The sequence below is a fragment of the Methanofollis sp. UBA420 genome, from assembly GCF_002498315.1.
Classification (GTDB): domain Archaea; phylum Halobacteriota; class Methanomicrobia; order Methanomicrobiales; family Methanofollaceae; genus Methanofollis.
On the sequence record NZ_DAGX01000007.1, the window covers coordinates 68,467 to 83,629 of the forward strand.

Annotated in this window: 20 protein-coding genes; 16 read left to right on the plus strand and 4 right to left on the minus strand. The window is 63.2% G+C overall.

Annotated elements, in window-relative coordinates; genetic code table 11:
* The first annotated feature begins 124 nt into the window (after positions 1–124).
* On the plus strand, positions 125–724 hold the full coding sequence (locus tag BP869_RS10390) for a hypothetical protein (protein WP_342679423.1): 600 nt from the start codon (positions 125–127) through the stop codon (positions 722–724).
* Here BP869_RS10390 and truA read toward each other — a convergent pair.
* Entirely contained in the window at positions 656–1,498 is an 843-nt protein-coding gene (truA, locus tag BP869_RS10395) for a tRNA pseudouridine(38-40) synthase TruA (RefSeq protein WP_342679425.1), read from the minus strand. The two genes, BP869_RS10390 and truA, sit on opposite strands and share 69 nt — an antisense overlap.
* Positions 1,495–2,160: a PHP domain-containing protein gene (locus BP869_RS10400; RefSeq protein ID WP_342679427.1), complete on the minus strand. Its 666-nt coding sequence runs from the start codon at positions 2,158–2,160 to the stop codon at positions 1,495–1,497. The genes truA and BP869_RS10400 overlap by 4 nt, the downstream gene beginning before the upstream one ends.
* A gap of 42 nt (positions 2,161–2,202) precedes the next feature.
* Between BP869_RS10400 and BP869_RS10405 the strand changes: the two genes are divergently transcribed.
* The 6 genes from BP869_RS10405 (at position 2,203) to BP869_RS10430 (ending at position 6,687) form a co-directional block, all read left to right on the plus strand.
* A complete protein-coding gene (locus BP869_RS10405) occupies positions 2,203–3,612 on the plus strand; it encodes a dihydropteroate synthase-like protein (RefSeq protein WP_342679428.1) in 1,410 nt (469 codons plus the stop codon).
* A 50-nt stretch (positions 3,613–3,662) separates the two neighbouring features.
* Positions 3,663–4,034, plus strand: coding sequence for a Mov34/MPN/PAD-1 family protein (locus BP869_RS10410; RefSeq protein WP_342679430.1), 372 nt, complete (start codon positions 3,663–3,665; stop codon positions 4,032–4,034).
* The gene (locus BP869_RS10415; protein WP_342679432.1) at positions 4,031–4,453 is read left to right on the plus strand and encodes an adenylyltransferase/cytidyltransferase family protein; all 423 of its coding nucleotides are present in this window, start codon (positions 4,031–4,033) and stop codon (positions 4,451–4,453) included. The genes BP869_RS10410 and BP869_RS10415 overlap by 4 nt, the downstream gene beginning before the upstream one ends.
* A gap of 40 nt (positions 4,454–4,493) precedes the next feature.
* Positions 4,494–5,186: a small multi-drug export protein gene (locus BP869_RS10420; RefSeq protein ID WP_342679434.1), complete on the plus strand. Its 693-nt coding sequence runs from the start codon at positions 4,494–4,496 to the stop codon at positions 5,184–5,186.
* Positions 5,183–5,863: a small multi-drug export protein gene (locus tag BP869_RS10425; protein WP_342679435.1), complete on the plus strand. Its 681-nt coding sequence runs from the start codon at positions 5,183–5,185 to the stop codon at positions 5,861–5,863. The genes BP869_RS10420 and BP869_RS10425 overlap by 4 nt, the downstream gene beginning before the upstream one ends.
* 74 nt (positions 5,864–5,937) lie before the next feature.
* Entirely contained in the window at positions 5,938–6,687 is a 750-nt protein-coding gene (locus BP869_RS10430) for a hypothetical protein (protein ID WP_342679437.1), read from the plus strand.
* 6 nt (positions 6,688–6,693) lie between these two features.
* On the opposite strand, the gene BP869_RS10435 is transcribed toward BP869_RS10430, so the two are convergent.
* Entirely contained in the window at positions 6,694–6,915 is a 222-nt protein-coding gene (locus BP869_RS10435; RefSeq protein ID WP_342679439.1) for a DUF5654 family protein, read from the minus strand.
* 113 nt (positions 6,916–7,028) lie between these two features.
* On the opposite strand from BP869_RS10435, the gene BP869_RS10440 reads away from it, so the two are divergent.
* The 3 genes from BP869_RS10440 to BP869_RS10450 are packed head-to-tail and all read left to right on the plus strand — an operon-like array spanning position 7,029 to position 9,396.
* Positions 7,029–8,279 carry an AAA family ATPase gene (locus BP869_RS10440; RefSeq protein ID WP_342679441.1) on the plus strand — a complete coding sequence of 417 codons (1,251 nt, stop codon included), beginning with the start codon at positions 7,029–7,031 and terminating at the stop codon, positions 8,277–8,279.
* Between the two features lie 9 nt (positions 8,280–8,288).
* Positions 8,289–8,831 carry a hypothetical protein gene (locus tag BP869_RS10445; protein WP_342679443.1) on the plus strand — a complete coding sequence of 181 codons (543 nt, stop codon included), beginning with the start codon at positions 8,289–8,291 and terminating at the stop codon, positions 8,829–8,831.
* Between the two features lie 55 nt (positions 8,832–8,886).
* Entirely contained in the window at positions 8,887–9,396 is a 510-nt protein-coding gene (locus BP869_RS10450; protein WP_342679445.1) for a hypothetical protein, read from the plus strand.
* On the opposite strand, the gene BP869_RS10455 is transcribed toward BP869_RS10450, so the two are convergent.
* A complete protein-coding gene (locus BP869_RS10455; protein ID WP_342679447.1) occupies positions 9,393–10,301 on the minus strand; it encodes a PEGA domain-containing protein in 909 nt (302 codons plus the stop codon). The genes BP869_RS10450 and BP869_RS10455 overlap by 4 nt on opposite strands.
* Positions 10,302–10,513: 212 nt before the next feature.
* Here BP869_RS10455 and BP869_RS10460 point away from each other — a divergent pair, with 212 nt between their 5' ends.
* The 6 genes from BP869_RS10460 to BP869_RS10485 all read left to right on the plus strand — a co-directional run bounded on the left by BP869_RS10460 (position 10,514) and on the right by BP869_RS10485 (position 14,909).
* Positions 10,514–10,690 (plus strand): hypothetical protein, encoded by a 177-nt coding sequence (locus BP869_RS10460; protein ID WP_342679449.1) that lies wholly within the window; start codon positions 10,514–10,516, stop codon positions 10,688–10,690.
* On the plus strand, positions 10,691–11,503 hold the full coding sequence (locus BP869_RS10465) for a hypothetical protein (RefSeq protein WP_342679451.1): 813 nt from the start codon (positions 10,691–10,693) through the stop codon (positions 11,501–11,503). It abuts the gene before it with no gap.
* Positions 11,504–11,554: 51 nt separating this feature from the next.
* Positions 11,555–12,034: a 23S rRNA (pseudouridine(1915)-N(3))-methyltransferase RlmH gene (gene rlmH / locus BP869_RS10470; protein ID WP_342679453.1), complete on the plus strand. Its 480-nt coding sequence runs from the start codon at positions 11,555–11,557 to the stop codon at positions 12,032–12,034.
* 229 nt (positions 12,035–12,263) lie between these two features.
* A complete protein-coding gene (locus BP869_RS10475; RefSeq protein WP_342679455.1) occupies positions 12,264–12,731 on the plus strand; it encodes a hypothetical protein in 468 nt (155 codons plus the stop codon).
* Positions 12,732–13,009: 278 nt separating this feature from the next.
* Entirely contained in the window at positions 13,010–13,285 is a 276-nt protein-coding gene (locus tag BP869_RS10480; RefSeq protein ID WP_342679457.1) for a hypothetical protein, read from the plus strand.
* A gap of 139 nt (positions 13,286–13,424) precedes the next feature.
* Positions 13,425–14,909: a glutamine synthetase family protein gene (locus BP869_RS10485; protein ID WP_342679459.1), complete on the plus strand. Its 1,485-nt coding sequence runs from the start codon at positions 13,425–13,427 to the stop codon at positions 14,907–14,909.
* Positions 14,910–15,163 lie beyond the last annotated feature (254 nt).

Below are 15,163 nucleotides of genomic sequence, written 5' to 3' on the forward strand. Positions count from 1 at the left end.
TGCTATTATGGACGTACATAGTTTGGGTGCGCGCTGACTTGGGCTTGTTGGTTCGGATCGCCAGATCTCCCGCCACAATCCATCAGCCATAAATGCTGAAGACACGCACTCTCCCCGGGAAATTATGACCGAAGAACATGTCCACGATGACGCGGCGGACGGCACTGTCCCTCCGGCAGACCTCCCTCAGCCATCACAGTCAGTCCCGGTCGAGCAACCGATGGCGCCCCCATCCCCTCCCCCGGCCCCTGAACCCGTGAAAAAGGGCGGGAAGAAGAAGGTCGTTCTCGGCGTCCTGGGACTTCTGGTGATCCTCGTCGCTGCGGCGGCATTCACCCTGGACGTCGAGATCGGGGATCCGACGCCGGGAGCCACCTACCCGTACATGACGACCTACAATGCCTGGTTCCCTGACGGTGAACCTGTCACGGTCGGGAATGTCAGGATGATGGTCCTCAGCTATGACAATGAACTCATTCTCGACGTCAATGGCAACAGGGAGAAACTCATCGTCGGCGACGAGAAGGAAGTGGCAGAGCACCATGCCAGCATGAAGGTCTTTGGCGTCACCCTCCTCTCCACAGACTTCAAGATGCTCATGAAGTACAGGGGGCTTGTCGAGGGAAAGGAGAACTTCTTCCTCTCTGTCAAGACCTCACGGCAGGTCCCTGAGTTTGTCGTCGGCCTGCTCCTCCCGAAGGAGATCCAGGCTCAGCCCGCGTAGGGCTGCAGTCACCCTTTTTTTCAACCTGAAGTCCTGTTCCCGCTCGGCAAGTGCCCTCTCTGCCTTCGGCGAGGGGAGGAGGGGAGTGAAGGGGAAGGGATACGCGACGTCGGTGAGGATCAGGCCGCCGGGTGGTGCGGCCGGCACACGCGCCGTCCCCTCGCCTGCCAGCAGGGCCCTGATCCCGCCGGCATCCATCTCCCCTCTGCCGACGGCGGCGAGGGCGAAGGCCATGCACCGCACCATGTTCCAGAGAAAACTCTCGGCCGTCACCGTAAAGACGCAGAAGCCGTCTTCATCCGCGACATGGGCCGCCATGACATGGCGGAGAGGATCTCTCTCGCTCTGCCGGGAGAAGAGGGAGAAGTCGTGCTCGCCCACGAAATCCTGCGCCGCGTCGTCCATCGCCGCCGTGTCGCCCGGGTGCTCGACAAAATAGTAGCGGTACGTCCGTGCGGCGGCCTCCTTTCTCGGGCTGAACAGGTCGTGCACCTCTGCCCACCCTGTCGTCCAGATGTCGGCAGGGAGTTCGAACCGCAGGGCCGCCACCGCCCTTTCCGGCTCGGCGGTCGTGAAGGCGCAGACCTGCCCGGCGGCATGGACGCCACGGTCTGTCCTGCCGGCGAAGGCGAATCTTGCATCCCTGGGATCTGAGAAGAGGCCGATCCGTATACACGCCGCGATCACGTCGCCCTCAACGGTGCGGAGGTCGGGCTGGACCTGAGAACCGTAGAAGTCGTCCCCCCAGTAGCCGATCCTGAACGCAAGCCTCATTTCGGGATCCTGGCCTGAATCTTCTTCCAGGAACTCTTCAGGGACTGGGTGGTGTACGAGCGGAGGGGTGTCATCCTCCCGCCTGCAGCGGTCTTTCCGGTGCGGATCGCCTCCAGGATTGCGTCGAGGTTGCGGTCGGCATTGACAAGGGTGTAGCCGTAGCCGACAAAGCGTGACTGGTGGGCGTCACTCCCCCCGACCGCGGGCTTTCCGAGGTCCCGGGAGATCATTGCTGCCTTCCTGTTCGCGGTCCCCATGATGTACCTGCTGTTGAAGACCTCGATGGCGTCGACGAGGGCCGGACCGGCCCTGAGTTTCAGGCCGACGCCGTGGCGCCACATATGGTAGGGGTGGGGGAGGATGAGGACGGCGCCCGCCTCCCTGGCGCGGTGGACGGCCTCAAAAAAGTCCATGCCCTTCGGGAAGGCTTTTGTGACGCCGAGGGCAAGGAGGTGCCCCTGTTTTGTCGAGATCTCTGTCCCGGGTATGACGATCACGGACGTCCGGCACTGGAGGGCGTGGAGGGCCCCCTCCACGGTGTCGTGGTCGGTGATCGCAACCGCGTCGAGCCCGACGGCTTCGGCCTGTCTCAGTATATCCTCGACGCTGCTCTCGCCGTCACGGGAATATCTGGTATGGATGTGCAGATCACATCTCAGCATGGGATCAGATCATTTTAGGTCTCCGCCCTCTTAAGGAATGGTATGCGGATCCTCCTTCCCACGGGCGAGGCGACCGCCGGAGTCGTCCGGAAGGCCGCCGAAGGCTTTGACGCCGACGTCGTCGTCACCGGCGATATAGCCGCGTTCCTGACCCCGGAAAATCTTCGGGACCTCGTCAAAGCAGGAGATTACGATCTCGTCCTCGTCTCCGGGATGTCGACGGCCTCCTTTGCCTCTGTCGAGGAGGAAACCGGCGTGCCTGTCTATCGCGGGCCGCGTCATGCCGCGGACCTCGCCATGGTCCTCCCCCTCCTCGGGAAGGTCGCCCTCTCCCGGGAGGTCCCTGCCGACGAACTCTTTGCCTCGGAGAGACGGGACGCGGCATACCGCTGCCTTTCCGCCCTCGAGGATGCCGCGGAGCCTGAGATCGTCCTGCGGGGAACGAAGATCGGGGGCGGGTCGCGGATGAAGGTCCTTGCCGAGATCATGGACGCCCACCGCCACCCGGCCCTCCGTGCGGCCGTCGAGGACTTCTTTTCCCGGGGTGCCGACATCGTCGACCTTGGCTTTGGCTTCGACGCCGTGCCTGCCGACGTGGAGAGGTGCTTTGCGGTTCTCGACGGGATCGAGGGCTCTCTTGCCGCGGACACGCAGGACCCGGCCCTGATCCGGGCGTCGCTCTGCCGGGCAGACCTGGTCCTCTCCCTCCACGAGGGGAACATCCCCCTCGTCGGGGAGGAGATCGCCGCGGCCGGTGTTGCGGCGGTCGTCGTGCCGGGCGCGGCCGGCCTTGCGGCGAACCTCCGCGCCGCGCAGGACGCCGGCATCTTCGCCCTCATCGCCGACCCCCTCCTCCAGCCCGCGGGCTCAGGACTTGTCGCCTCCCTCTGCGGCTTTTCCGATGGCGACGTCCCCCTCTTCTTCGGCGCCGGCAATGTCACGGAACTCATCGACGCAGACTCCGTCGGGGTGAACGCCCTTCTCGCGGTCTGTGCCCATGAGGTCGGGGCCTCTCTGATCTTCACCTCCGAACACTCGGACAAGACGAAGGGTTCGGTCGCGGAGATGCGCCGGGCGACAGAGATGATGGCGGCGATGGGCGACCACCCGTACCCGAAGGACCTCGGCATCGATCTCCTCGTCCTCAAGGAGAAGAGGCGGCGGCGCGAGCCCCTCCCCGTGGGTGAAGTTCTCGACGTCGCCCCCGCCCCAGACGCCTTCACCCCCGACCCCGCGGGGAACATCAGGATCGCCGTCGACGGCGGCTGGATCCTGGTCGAACACAGGGGGACGGTCTACCGGGGCCGGACGGCCGCCGACCTCGCTGCCGCCCTGCTGGAGGGCGGCTGCGTCACCCGCCTCGACCACGCCGCCTATCTCGGCCGGGAACTGGCGCGGGCCGAGATCGCCGTTCAGTTCGGCAGGAGCTATGTGCAGGACGGTCCCCTCTGATCCTCCGATGCAATCATTGATTGGCCATGCCGCCCAAGTTCCATAGACCTATGAAGATCAGGGGTATCTCCGCCGACCTCCTCGACCTCCTCCTCAGGCTGGGGGCCGAGAACCATCCGAACGAGTTCGCCGCCATCCTCAGGGAAGAGGACGGCGTCATCAGGGAACTCGACCTCGTCCCGGGCACGACGAGCAACGAGGAGAGCGCGAGCGTCTTCCTGGACATGCTACCCCTCGGCACCCACAACGCGGGGAGCGCCCACTCCCACCCGAACGGCGTCCTCTATCCCTCGGACGCCGACCTCTCCTTCTTCCCGAGGACAGGCCGTTGCAACCTGATCATCGGCTGGCCGTACGGCCCCGACGACTGGGCCTGCTTCACCGCGGACGGCCAGCCCTATGACCTTGAGGTGGTGGAATGAAGCGGATCGTCGCCACCGGCACCTTTGACATCCTCCACCCCGGACACCTCTTCTACCTGGAGGAGTCGAAGAAACTCGGCGACGAACTCCACGTGATCGTGGCGCGGGACGTCAATGTCCGCCACAAGCCAAAGCCCATCATGCCTGAGGAGCAGCGCCTCGCGATGGTCGCGGCCCTGAAGCCTGTCGACCATGCCCGCCTCGGCGACCAGACCGATCTGTTCGCTCCTATCAGGGAGATCGACCCCGACGTGATCACTCTCGGCTTCAACCAGTTCTTCAAGGAGGAGGACCTTGAGCGGGCCCTGCGGGAGCACGGCCTGCGGGCCCGCGTGGTGCGGATCGGCCGGTACGAGGGGCCTCTCTCCTCCTCGTCCCAGATCGTCGGGCGCATCCTTGCCGAGCGGGGCCATCCCTGACCCGCCACTCTTTTATCCCCGGCCGCCGACCCCATCTCCGATGGACCTGAAAGGAGATACACTGTTTGCGGAGGACCCGGCACTCGACCGCGCCCTCAGGCTCGGCATCCCTCTCCTGATGTATCCCCTGTACGTCCTGGTTCTCGTCCTTGTCTTCCCCAACCTCGCCCCCGTCTATCTCGCCCTTGTTGCCGCCTATATCGTCCCGCCTGTCGGGGGCGAGGCCCTCATCCCGGTTGCGGCGGCCCTCGGTTACCCCTGGTGGCTCACCGCTGCTTCCTTTGCCTGGGTGGACATCGCCGGCTGCCTCCTCGTCGTCCTGAACGCTGACCTCCTTATGACCCTCCCGTACGTCGGCCCTGCCCTCTCCCGCGCCGCCGGTGTCGCCGGTACTTTCTTTGAACGCCACCCCGCGCTGCGCCGTCTCTCCTCTCCGGGACTCGTCCTCTTTACCGTCCTCCCCTTCGCGGGCTCGGGCGGTGTCGGCGGGGCGTTTGCCGGCCGGATGCTCGGGATGGGCAGGCGTGCGGTAGTCGTCTGCGTCTCGGCGGGATGTGTCATCGGGTCTGCCCTCCTCGCCTTCGGGGCCGGTGCCGCCGCGTCTCTCCTCAGGGAGTATTGTGCCGCCGGTACGGTGGCCGTCGCGCTCGTCCTCGCCGGTGCTTCCGTTCTTGTCCTATGTCGTGTGGCGCTCCTTCATATGGGTGGGCCACCAATCTCTCGTGACAGATGACCGGGATCCTCTCTCTCAGGGATGTCACCTTTCATGCGAATCCGTTGGCCGACAGGGCGATCAAACTCGCCCTTCCCTTCGGGCTCGGCGCCCTCCTCCTCCTTGTGCTCTACCTCACGAGGTCCTATCAGGAGTTCCTGACCCTTGCCGGGCTGCTCTTCGTGTACCTTGTGCCGCCGGCAGGAAAGGAGACGGTGATCCCGGTCGGGATCGGCCTTGGCGAACCCTGGTGGCTCATCGCCGCCTGCACGGTGACGGTGGACCTCTGCTGTTCGCTCTTCGTCGCCCTCAACCTCGACCTCACCCTGAAGATCCCGGTGCTCGGCCCATTCCTCGGGAAATTCATGGCCGGCGGCAGGGCATTTCTCGATGCCCGCCCCTGGCTTGAGCGCCTCTCGACCGCCGGGCTGATCGTCTTCGTGATCGTTCCCTTCCAGGGGTCCGGTGGGATGAACGCCACGGTCCTCGGGCGGATCATGGGCTTCACCGCACAGCGTGCAGTCGGGTGCGTTCTCATCGGGAGCTTTGTCAGCAGTTACGCCATCGCCCTCGGCGCCGACGCCGTCCTCTCCCTCTTCAGGCAGAGCCCGACACTCGGCCTCGGCGCCCTCGGCCTGATCGCCCTGCTGATCGCGGCCCTCTGGATCCTCTGGAAGAGGTACGCCTCCTCTCTCTGAATAGCGAAGGCTGAACCTCCGGGTTCAACATATTCTTATCCAACCCTGACAGAGGCATTCCTGGTGAATATCAGATGATGAGAAAAGCAGCCGTGCTCATTCTCTGTCTCCTCCTCGTTGCCCCGGCCCTTGCGGTTCCCGGGAACGGCAACGGGAACGGTCAGGGGAAAGCAGGAAACAGTGCCCCGGTCCTCCTGGAGGAGGACGCGGGTGACGAGCAGGATCCAGCAGTCAATGCGACACCTGAACCGACGAAGGCGCCGGGGAAAGGCAAACCCCTTACCGTGAAGGTGAGCACCGCTCCCGGGCAGGTGAAGAAGAACGCCACCCTCCACGAACGCCTGAGGGAACGGGTCAACCAGACTGTAGGCGACCTGGAGAACGAGACCGGTGCTCTCCCCCCTGAGAAGCAGAAGGTCTGGAAGAACCAGAACGAGGTCCGCCTCGCCGTCCACACCTTCCTCGCCCTCGGCGAGATGGACGGCGGCATCGGGAAGAATGTCTCGGCGATCGCTCGTACCTTCAATAACTCGATCCAGACCCGCCTCCAGGCCGAGGAGCAGATCCAGGCCAGGCCGGGCTGGATGCGCTTCCTTGCCGGCGGCGACGAGGCCGCGGCCGAAACCCTCTTCCAGAACCTGAACCAGAGCCGCGACCAGATCCGGGAGATGCAGCGCCTGGTGGAGAACTGCACCTGCGACAATGAGACCCGCACCCTTCTCCAGGACCAGTTGCGGGTGATGGAGGAGGAGCAGGAGCGCCTCCGGGCCCTCGCCGGGAACGAGACCGCGGACAGCGGGGTTATCGGCTGGATCTGGAAGTGAGTCTTCTCACTCTTTTTTCTCTGTTTCCGCCCGTGCGGCCATCCGTGCGATCCAGATGGTGGCGAGCACGGCGATGATCGTGACGATGATCGCATAGGTGAACTGTGCCGCGAGGCTCTCCGTCGTCCCGAAGACCTCGACGAAGAGCGTCTGGATCGCACCGTTCCATGCCAGCGCGGCGACCAGTCCGAATGCGGCCGTAATCAGGTCAGATACCTTGTCGAGCACTTCTCCGTAGAAACCCATGGCCGAGCATATGCTGCATCATATATAAATGTACAGATGCAAAAAAGAGAAGCGCTTTATTTCCCCTGAGGCAATACCCGATCCTGAGGTGCACGATGAAGATTTCAGGAATTTCCCTCAGGAACTTCAAGAGCTTTCAGGCCGCATCGGCGGCTTTCGGCCCTTTCTCCGTGATCATCGGCCCGAATGCCGCCGGCAAGTCGAACTTTGTCGACGCCTTCACCTTTCTCTCCGACTGCGCACGCGAGGGCTTTGCCAATGCCGTCTCCCTCCAGGGGGGCGGGGAGTATATCAGGAACCTCCGCGCTCCTCCCGGCGAGACGACCGGGATCTCGGTCTCCCTCGACGCCGCCGCCGACCCGGCGCGGGTCCGCTTTTTCCGGGACGGCGGCCGGGTGATCGAGGCCGCGGCCCTGCGGGGCAGCTATGAGATCACCCTCGCCTGCGCCGGGGGCGGCTGCACGGTGGCCGAGGAGCGGATCACGGCGTCGTGCGTCTATACGGTCGTGGACGGCGACGGCCGGCCCTCGTCCCCGGGAGAGGGGGAGATCACCCTGGTCAGGTCGGCCGACGGTGCGGTCGGCTGCACTGTCACGCCGGCCGGACTCGCACCTGAACCCGAATGCACTCCCCTGATGCCTGCGAAGCTTGCCCCAGACGAGTCGATCCTGGAGAGCCCTGCGATCTACCCGACCTTCTCGCCCCTGGTCTCCCGTGTCGGAGGTTTCTTCCGCGATATCGGCCACTACGACCTCGACCCTCGCCTGGCAAAGAGGGCCGCCGAGATCCCGGGCCGTGCCGAACTCGAAAGGGACGGGCGCAACCTCGCCCTGGTGCTCAGGGCGATCCTCGCGGACCCGGAGAAGAAACGCCGCGCCTGGTCGTTCGTCCGCGACCTCCTCCCCTTCATCGAGGAGATCAGGGTCGACGCTATCGCCGAGCGCTCTCTCATCGCCACGGTGAAGGAGGAGTACACCGCCGGCGCCGCAGTCCCCTCTTTCCTCCTTTCGGACGGGACGATCAACCTCACCGCCCTTGTCGTCATCCTCTATTTCGAGGAGAAACCGGTGGTCATCATCGAAGAACCGGAGAGGAACATCCACCCCCACCTGATCGCGAAACTCGTCACCATGATGCAGGACGTCGCCTGTCACCTGGGGCGGCAGGTGTTCGTCACCACCCACCACCCCGAGGTGGTGAAGTACGGCGGCAGGGAGAACATCCTCCTCCTCAGGAGGGACAGGGAAGGCTACTCGTCCATCTCCCGCCCATCCGAACGCGCCGAGCTCGAGGTCTTCCTGGAGAGCATGGGGATCGACGAACTCTATGTCCAGAACCTCCTCTGAGGCGGGCCGATGGCGGAAAAACCCCTCTATTTTTTTCTCGAAGGGCCGGACGACGAACGCTTCTTCGACCGCGTCGTCGCCCCCCTCTTTGCGGCACAGGGCTACGAGACGAAGGTCTGGAAGTACGCCTGCGAGAAGAGGCTGCGGACGATGAACCTCGTCAGGGCGCTGAGAAAGGCCGGTTTTCCCTATGTCTTTGTCAGGGACATCGACAGCACCCCCTATGCCGGCCGCCGGGTGCAGGAGACGCTGGACTCTTTCGGCCACGCGATGGAGGCCGAGATGATCGTCATCGTCATCGCCGAGATCGAGAGCTGGTACCTCGCCGGCGTGGGGAAGGAGGAGGAGGCCGCGCTCGGCCTCCCGCCCCTCCCCCACAGGACCGAGCGGATCACGAAGGAGGCCTTCAACGCCCTCATCCCCCGGGGTGTCTCCCGCATTGCGTTCATGCAGGCGGTCCTTGACGGTTTCGATGTCGGGCTTGCGAAGCGGCGGAACCGGTCCTTCCGGTATTTTATGAACTGGTTCGTCGAGGGCGAGCGAGTACCGTGAGAAATGGGAGCATTTTTCCGCTGAAGGAAGAAAGGATCATCTGCTGGACGACGCCATGACGATGGGAATGCAATATTTCAAGCCGGCCGAGATCGCCGACCTCGCCGGCCTCCCCGAGGCCGAGGTGCGGGAGTACCTGGCCGCCCACCCCGACCTCTTTCACTCCCGGAGCATCGGCCCGGCGCGCCTGTACACCGCGGCGGCCGTCGAGACGGTGAAAAAACTTGCCCGGGCGGCGAAGGAGGGAAAGAGCCCGGAAGAGGCGGTCGAACCTGTCGACGACGAGGGGCCGGAGCCCGCGCCCTCGCCGGTGGTGCAGGCCTATGCCGAGGCCCGCGACCTCAAGGACGTGGTGGCGCGGCAGGACGCCGAGATCGCCGCCCTCCGTTCGGGACTGGACAGCCAGAGGCAGGCCCTTGAGGCCAGGATCGCAGCTCTTGAAGAGGCGCTCGCGGCCGAGAAGAGGACGACCTCCCTCATCTCAGAATGGGTCGAGTATTTCGATTATGAGGTGGCGCTCCTCAAGCGCCCCCTTCTTGAAAGAATCCTGGGAAAAAAGATTTAATTTTCCCGCCGCAGCAGGAGGAAAGCCCCGCAGATGCAGAGGGACCCGAGCACCGCGAAGGGTGAGAGCGGGGACTGCGTGGGGGTTACCGGCGTGAGGGTGGTGTCGATCTCGACAGTCTCCCCTTTTGCCGGGTACTGGCTGATCCCGACGGACTGCGGCGCGTAGCCCTCGGCGCTGACGGTGACAGTCTTGTACGGCGTGCCTGTCACGTAGACCCTGACAAGGAGTTCGCCGTTTTTGATCTCGCCCTTGGCCTCGCCGTCAAAGGCGACCTTTGCCCCTTCGACATTGGACTTCACGAGGAATGCGCCCATGTCGCCGCCGATCGGAGCCTGCTGGAGGGTCGCCGTGATAGTGACGGTCTCGCTCTTGGCCGGGTACTCGGTGACCGGTGCGGTGTATGTCTCGTAGCCGTCGGCCTCGACGCTGATGGTCTTGTACGGCGTGCCTGTCACATAGACGCGGACGACGAGTTCGCCGTTTGCGATCTCGCCCTTGAGGTCGTTGTCGAAGAAGACCTTTGCCCCCTCGACATTGGACTTCACGAGGAATGCGCCCATGTCGCCGCCGATCGGTGCCTGCTGGAGGTTGGCGTTGATGTCGACGGTCTCGCCCTTGGCCGGGTACTCGACGATCGAGGTGGTGTAGGTCTCATAGCCGTCTGCCTCGATGCTGATGGTCTTGTACGGCGTGCCTGTCACGTAGACCGGCACCAGAAGGCGGCCGCTCGTGATCTCGCCCTTGAGGTCGTTGTCGAAGTAGACCTTTGCGCCGTCGACGTTGCAGTGGACGGCATAATAGCCCTGGTCGCCGCCGATCGTCTCTGCCGCGGCACTGGCGACGGCAGGGACGGTGCAGACGAGGAGGGCGATGCCCAGAATCAGGATCTGCGTTCTGTCCATGTCTATGCAAAAGCATTGACTCTTAAGAATCCTTTCGATCTGATGCGTGCGCATGCAATTGAGAGGATATATATCCCTGTGTGTGCGAGGCAGGATACATGGAGACGATGGAGGTGGTTGAGCGGCAGCCTCTATGGTGTGCTTTTCCACCCTTCGGTCACCCCCATTGCTGTTCTCCGCCTGCGGCAGGGTGTGAGTCTGTGGACAGGTTCATGGCAGAGGCGATCAGGGAGATCGGGATCTCGCTCGCCGGGAGTGAGGTCATGGGGAGAGGGTACACCGGGCGTCTGCAAGAGGACGCCCCTCTCCTCCCTGCCTCCACCGGGATGTCCGGTCCCTTCGTCGATGGGCACCCTGACCCCTGGCACCGGGATATCGGAGGGCTCTAGATGGGTCTCGACGCCGCGGCAGCGCTGGCTATGGCCTGGTCGGCCGCGCTGTACGATGGCGGGCCTGTGCGAGAGTTCCTCGACGCCCTTGACCTCTCGCCCGCCTATGGCCTCCTGAAGGAGTGCGAGGAGGTCTGTCCGTGGTATGGCGAGGTCGTCCTGAACGGGCGGCACATGATCGCCTGCCTTCTTGGACAGGCTCTGGATAGGGCAGGCGAACCCTGCAGGGTCGTGGTCCCGGCGGCAGGGATGAACCCCCTGGCCTTCGAGGTGCTGGAGCGCTACCCCGACCAGGTCTCCTCGGTCGTGGAGGTTGGTCGTGCCGGGATGGAGGAGAAACGCGCCCTCTACGCGAGGGTCGCCCCTGACCTCGCTGCCCGGGTCTCCTGCGTTCAGGCCGATATCGCCTCTGTGCTTTCTCTTCCCTTTGCTGTCGGGGAACCGACGGTCCTTGTCCTTGAAGGGGCGAGTTATTATCCTGACCGGGCCACCCTCGCCGGCATCCTCGGTTCATTCTGCTCAGGGACCGGGAAGAACCACGTGATCGCGGAGTACTTCGCTCCCTGCCAGATGGTCTCCCTGCGCAGGCGGGCGGTCCCGCGGGCCGTTCTCTCCTGCCTCAAGGAGAGGTCGGGCCTGCCCGCCATCTCCCTGTACACGCCGGGAATGATCGGGTCGGTGATCCGGGACGCAGGTGGGCAGGTCGAGGCACACTATTCGATGGCCGCGATGGAGCGCCTCCGTTGCGGCGAGAACCGTTTTTTCCGGTCTGACGAGGACGGCTGGATCTGGTGTACGGCCGGTCGCCTGTAATGTCGCCTAATATATCTGGAAAGGGGCACGAAAGGTACAGGGGCTCTGGAGATGCAGGTGAGTGTCGTTGCTGTTGGAAAGGCGAAAGAGCGGTATATCGAAGAGGGGATTGCAGAATATGAGAAACGCCTCCGCCCCTATGCGAACTGCGAGATCGTCGAGGTGAAGGACGAGCGGGTGCCGAAGAACGCCTCGCCGGCAGAGGAGGCGAAGGTGAAGGAAGAGGAAGGAGAGCGGATCCTTGCGGCGGTCCGCGGGGGCGCCCTCCTCGTCGCCCTTGACGGTGCCGGCGAGATGTGGTCGAGCGAGGACCTTGCGGCTCGCCTGCGTACCTGGGAGATCTCCGGAACGCGGGAGGTGTGTTTTGTGATCGGCGGGCCTCTCGGTCTTTCGCAGGCGGTGCTGAACCGTGCCGATCTCCGCCTCTCCCTCTCGCGGATGACCTTCCTCCACACCATGGTCAGGGTGATCCTCCTCGAACAGATCTACCGGGCCTTCAGGATCGTGCGAGGCGAACCGTACCACAAGTGATCCTCCTCGCGGTTCCTCTCTCCCCGGTGGGCCGGGGGGCATATGCCCCATTATATACTTCTTTTTTCATCTCGCTGCCCTTAAAACCTGACCGTCGCTCTCAATTTGACACTTTGCTCTGATTTCTCTTTTCCTTGGAGATGGCAAGATCAAAAAATTTATACCTACAGGTCAGAAAAATGTACTTCGGGGACAGTCGGAGACCGGCTACCCTACGTGAGGAATCAGCATGAGCCAGGATATACCAGAGGAAGACTTCAGTGAACTGAGCGATTACATCAGGCAGATGGTGAACCGCGCACAGGACGAATACGAGAACAAGCCCGTCGCATTCGGGATTTATATGCTGATAAGGGACGGGCACTGCCATGTCCTCCCGCCCACGTGGTCCCCGATGAAGGCGCTGACCGGCAGTGAAGGGGCCGGGGCGAACGAACCTGTGGTGGAGGTCCACCAGGTCGGCGGGGAGACTGTCGTGACCGCAGCGCTTCCCGGCGTGACTGCCGACGGCGTCAGGGTCTGGCAGGAGGACGCCTCCCTCCATATCGCCGCGGAGGACGGCGAACGGCGGTACTACACCACGGTCGCCCTCCCCTCCCCGGCCCTCGCGGTGGCGCGGATGTCCTTCAAGCATGGTGTCCTCGAAGTGGTGGTCGGCCCGTCGGGCATGGCCGAGATCGGGGATTGTATAGAATAATTCTTTTTTACGTCCGGAGCGAGGGGGCATGCCCGGCTCCTCCCCCTGAACTCCTGGCCCGGGCCTTTTCCAATCTGTTCCAGGCGTTGTTCTGAACGCACTCCTGACGTGACCTGTCCCTTGCGTGGCGATGAAATCGTTTTTTGAGAGATTTCATTCTCTTTAATTTCTTGTTTTTCTCATTCGATGATATTCTGAAAAAAATATTCCGGAATTATTATATAGTTAGTGATTCTATTGTCGCACAAGAATATATTCTCGCGGGCAGGGTGGTTGTGGTGTCAGGCGGCACAATTGGGCGGCAGCAATGCTGGAATAGGCGGTTTGGGGATGCGGGAAAGGGGAGGTGTGCGGTCTGCGGGAAAACGATCTACCGGAATGCCCTGCCTGACTCCAAGTGGGCCTGGGAGCCCGGGCAGAGCAGGGCGCCCTCCTTCCCCGGCGGTGACGGTCCCCGGCGGAACGGTGTGCCTCTCTGCACGGCCTGCAGCCGTCGGGTGCCCCGGAGAGGGCCCGACGACTATGCGGCGCTGGGCATGATCCTGCTGCTATGATGTGTCTCGCCGATGGAAAGTCCCTGCCTTCTATGGCGTTTAAATATTTTTATTCCCTCGCAAATCTGTTTAAATGAGGATTATGTTTTTATCCGGCCAGAACCAACGTTAGGAAATTATGAAAGACTCTGAGATCTTGATGAATCCCAACGATCTGGTTCGTTTTCTCAAGAAGGATCCGGCGGAGTTTACCAAGGAAGACATCATCCACTTCTGCGAGGAAAATGCGATCGAGATGGTGAACTTCCGGTACGCCGCGGAGGACGGCCAGCTCAAGACCCTCAACTTCATTATCTCCTCGAAGGAACACCTCGACACCATCCTCTCCGACGGCGAGCGTGTCGACGGCAGCAACCTCTTCTCCTTCATCGAGGCCGGGAGCAGCGACCTGTATGCGATCCCCCGCTACCGCACCGCGTTCATGAACCCCTTCACCGAGGTGCCCACGCTGGAGATCCTCTGCTCCTTCTATGACAACGAGGGCAAGCCCCTGGAGAGCTCCCCCGAGTACGTGCTCCGCAAGGCGAACGAGGAGTTCACCCGCCAGACCGGTGCCGTCTTCAAGACCCTCGGCGAACTCGAGTATTATGTAATCAGCCCGCGCGAGGACCTCTACCCCGGCCGCGACCAGAAGGGCTACCACACGGCCGAGCCCTTCGCGAAGTTCGAAGACCTGCGGAACGAGGCGATGAAGTTGATCGCCCGCGCCGGCGGCAAGATCAAGTACGGCCACTCCGAGGTCGGCTGCTTCTGCAACGAGGACACCTACTACGAGCAGCACGAGATCGAGTTCCTCCCGGTGCCGGTGGAGCAGGCGGTCGAGCAGATCATCCTGGCGAAGTGGATCCTGCGCATGCTCGGCTACCGCTACGGCGTCGACATCAGCTATGCCCCGAAGATCACCGTCGGCAAGGCGGGCAGCGGCATGCACTTCCACATGCTCGTCGAGAAGGACGGCAGGAACCTGATGGTCGAGGACGGCAAGCTCAGCTCCATGGCCAGGAAGATGATCGCCGGCATCCTCGACGCCGCGGACGCGATCACGGCCTTCGGCAACTGCATCCCGACCTCGTACCTCCGCCTGGTTCCCCACCAGGAAGCCCCGACCTACATCTGCTGGGGCGACCGCAACCGCTCTGTCGTGGTCCGCGTGCCCCTGGGCTGGACCTGCGGTTCAGATATGACCCGCGACGCCAACCCCTGCGGCTACCACTGCGCCGCCGCGAGGCCGTCCAAGCAGACGATCGAGTACCGTGTCGCGGACGGCTCCTGCGATCCCTATCTCACCGTCGCCTCCCTGATCATCGCCTCCCTCCACGGCATCAACATGCCCGACGCCCTCAAGCAGGCCGAGGACCTCTATGTCATCGGCAACATCTTCAGGCCCGAGTTCAAGGATCGTCTCGCCACCTTCAGGCAGCTCCCGGCATCGTGCTTTGAGTCGGCCGACGTCCTCGTCGCCAGGCGTGCGATCTTCGAGGAGAACGGCATCTTCCCGGCAGGCATGATCGACAACAGGATCCAGACCCTGAAGGCCTTCAACGACAAGGGCCTCAGCGAGAAGCTCTACGGCAACACGGAAGCGATCCGCGAGCTCGTCGAGACGTACATCCACGTCGCATAAGATCTCAGAATACTCCTCCCGATACAATCTTTTTTCGGGGTGGGTGGAGGCTCTCTTTTTCTCGGAAAAAATACGTCGTCCACGCTGAGGAGGGCGTGCGCATTGCCGTCGCTTCTGCATAGCTACGGTTCTTTTGGCCTCCTACCCGGTGCTGGCGTCCTGCTCTTGCAGAGGCGGCCCGCCGCGGGCGTATGTCGCTGTGTCCTGGCCAATGCCGTTAGCCTCCGAGACACCCACTGCCGAGCCGATGACGG

Bases quoted from the DNA above. Each gene is read 5' to 3' on its own strand.
- BP869_RS10390 (WP_342679423.1), top strand. From the start codon at position 125: ATGACCGAAGAACATGTCCACGATGACGCGGCGGACGGCACTGTCCCT.
- truA (WP_342679425.1), bottom strand. From the start codon at position 1,498: ATGAGGCTTGCGTTCAGGATCGGCTACTGGGGGGACGACTTCTACGGT.
- BP869_RS10400 (WP_342679427.1), bottom strand. From the start codon at position 2,160: ATGCTGAGATGTGATCTGCACATCCATACCAGATATTCCCGTGACGGC.
- BP869_RS10405 (WP_342679428.1), top strand. From the start codon at position 2,203: ATGCGGATCCTCCTTCCCACGGGCGAGGCGACCGCCGGAGTCGTCCGG.
- BP869_RS10410 (WP_342679430.1), top strand. From the start codon at position 3,663: ATGAAGATCAGGGGTATCTCCGCCGACCTCCTCGACCTCCTCCTCAGG.
- BP869_RS10415 (WP_342679432.1), top strand. From the start codon at position 4,031: ATGAAGCGGATCGTCGCCACCGGCACCTTTGACATCCTCCACCCCGGA.
- BP869_RS10420 (WP_342679434.1), top strand. From the start codon at position 4,494: ATGGACCTGAAAGGAGATACACTGTTTGCGGAGGACCCGGCACTCGAC.
- BP869_RS10425 (WP_342679435.1), top strand. From the start codon at position 5,183: ATGACCGGGATCCTCTCTCTCAGGGATGTCACCTTTCATGCGAATCCG.
- BP869_RS10430 (WP_342679437.1), top strand. From the start codon at position 5,938: ATGATGAGAAAAGCAGCCGTGCTCATTCTCTGTCTCCTCCTCGTTGCC.
- BP869_RS10440 (WP_342679441.1), top strand. From the start codon at position 7,029: ATGAAGATTTCAGGAATTTCCCTCAGGAACTTCAAGAGCTTTCAGGCC.
- BP869_RS10445 (WP_342679443.1), top strand. From the start codon at position 8,289: ATGGCGGAAAAACCCCTCTATTTTTTTCTCGAAGGGCCGGACGACGAA.
- BP869_RS10450 (WP_342679445.1), top strand. From the start codon at position 8,887: ATGACGATGGGAATGCAATATTTCAAGCCGGCCGAGATCGCCGACCTC.
- BP869_RS10455 (WP_342679447.1), bottom strand. From the start codon at position 10,301: ATGGACAGAACGCAGATCCTGATTCTGGGCATCGCCCTCCTCGTCTGC.
- BP869_RS10460 (WP_342679449.1), top strand. From the start codon at position 10,514: ATGGCAGAGGCGATCAGGGAGATCGGGATCTCGCTCGCCGGGAGTGAG.
- BP869_RS10465 (WP_342679451.1), top strand. From the start codon at position 10,691: ATGGGTCTCGACGCCGCGGCAGCGCTGGCTATGGCCTGGTCGGCCGCG.
- rlmH (WP_342679453.1), top strand. From the start codon at position 11,555: ATGCAGGTGAGTGTCGTTGCTGTTGGAAAGGCGAAAGAGCGGTATATC.
- BP869_RS10475 (WP_342679455.1), top strand. From the start codon at position 12,264: ATGAGCCAGGATATACCAGAGGAAGACTTCAGTGAACTGAGCGATTAC.
- BP869_RS10485 (WP_342679459.1), top strand. From the start codon at position 13,425: ATGAATCCCAACGATCTGGTTCGTTTTCTCAAGAAGGATCCGGCGGAG.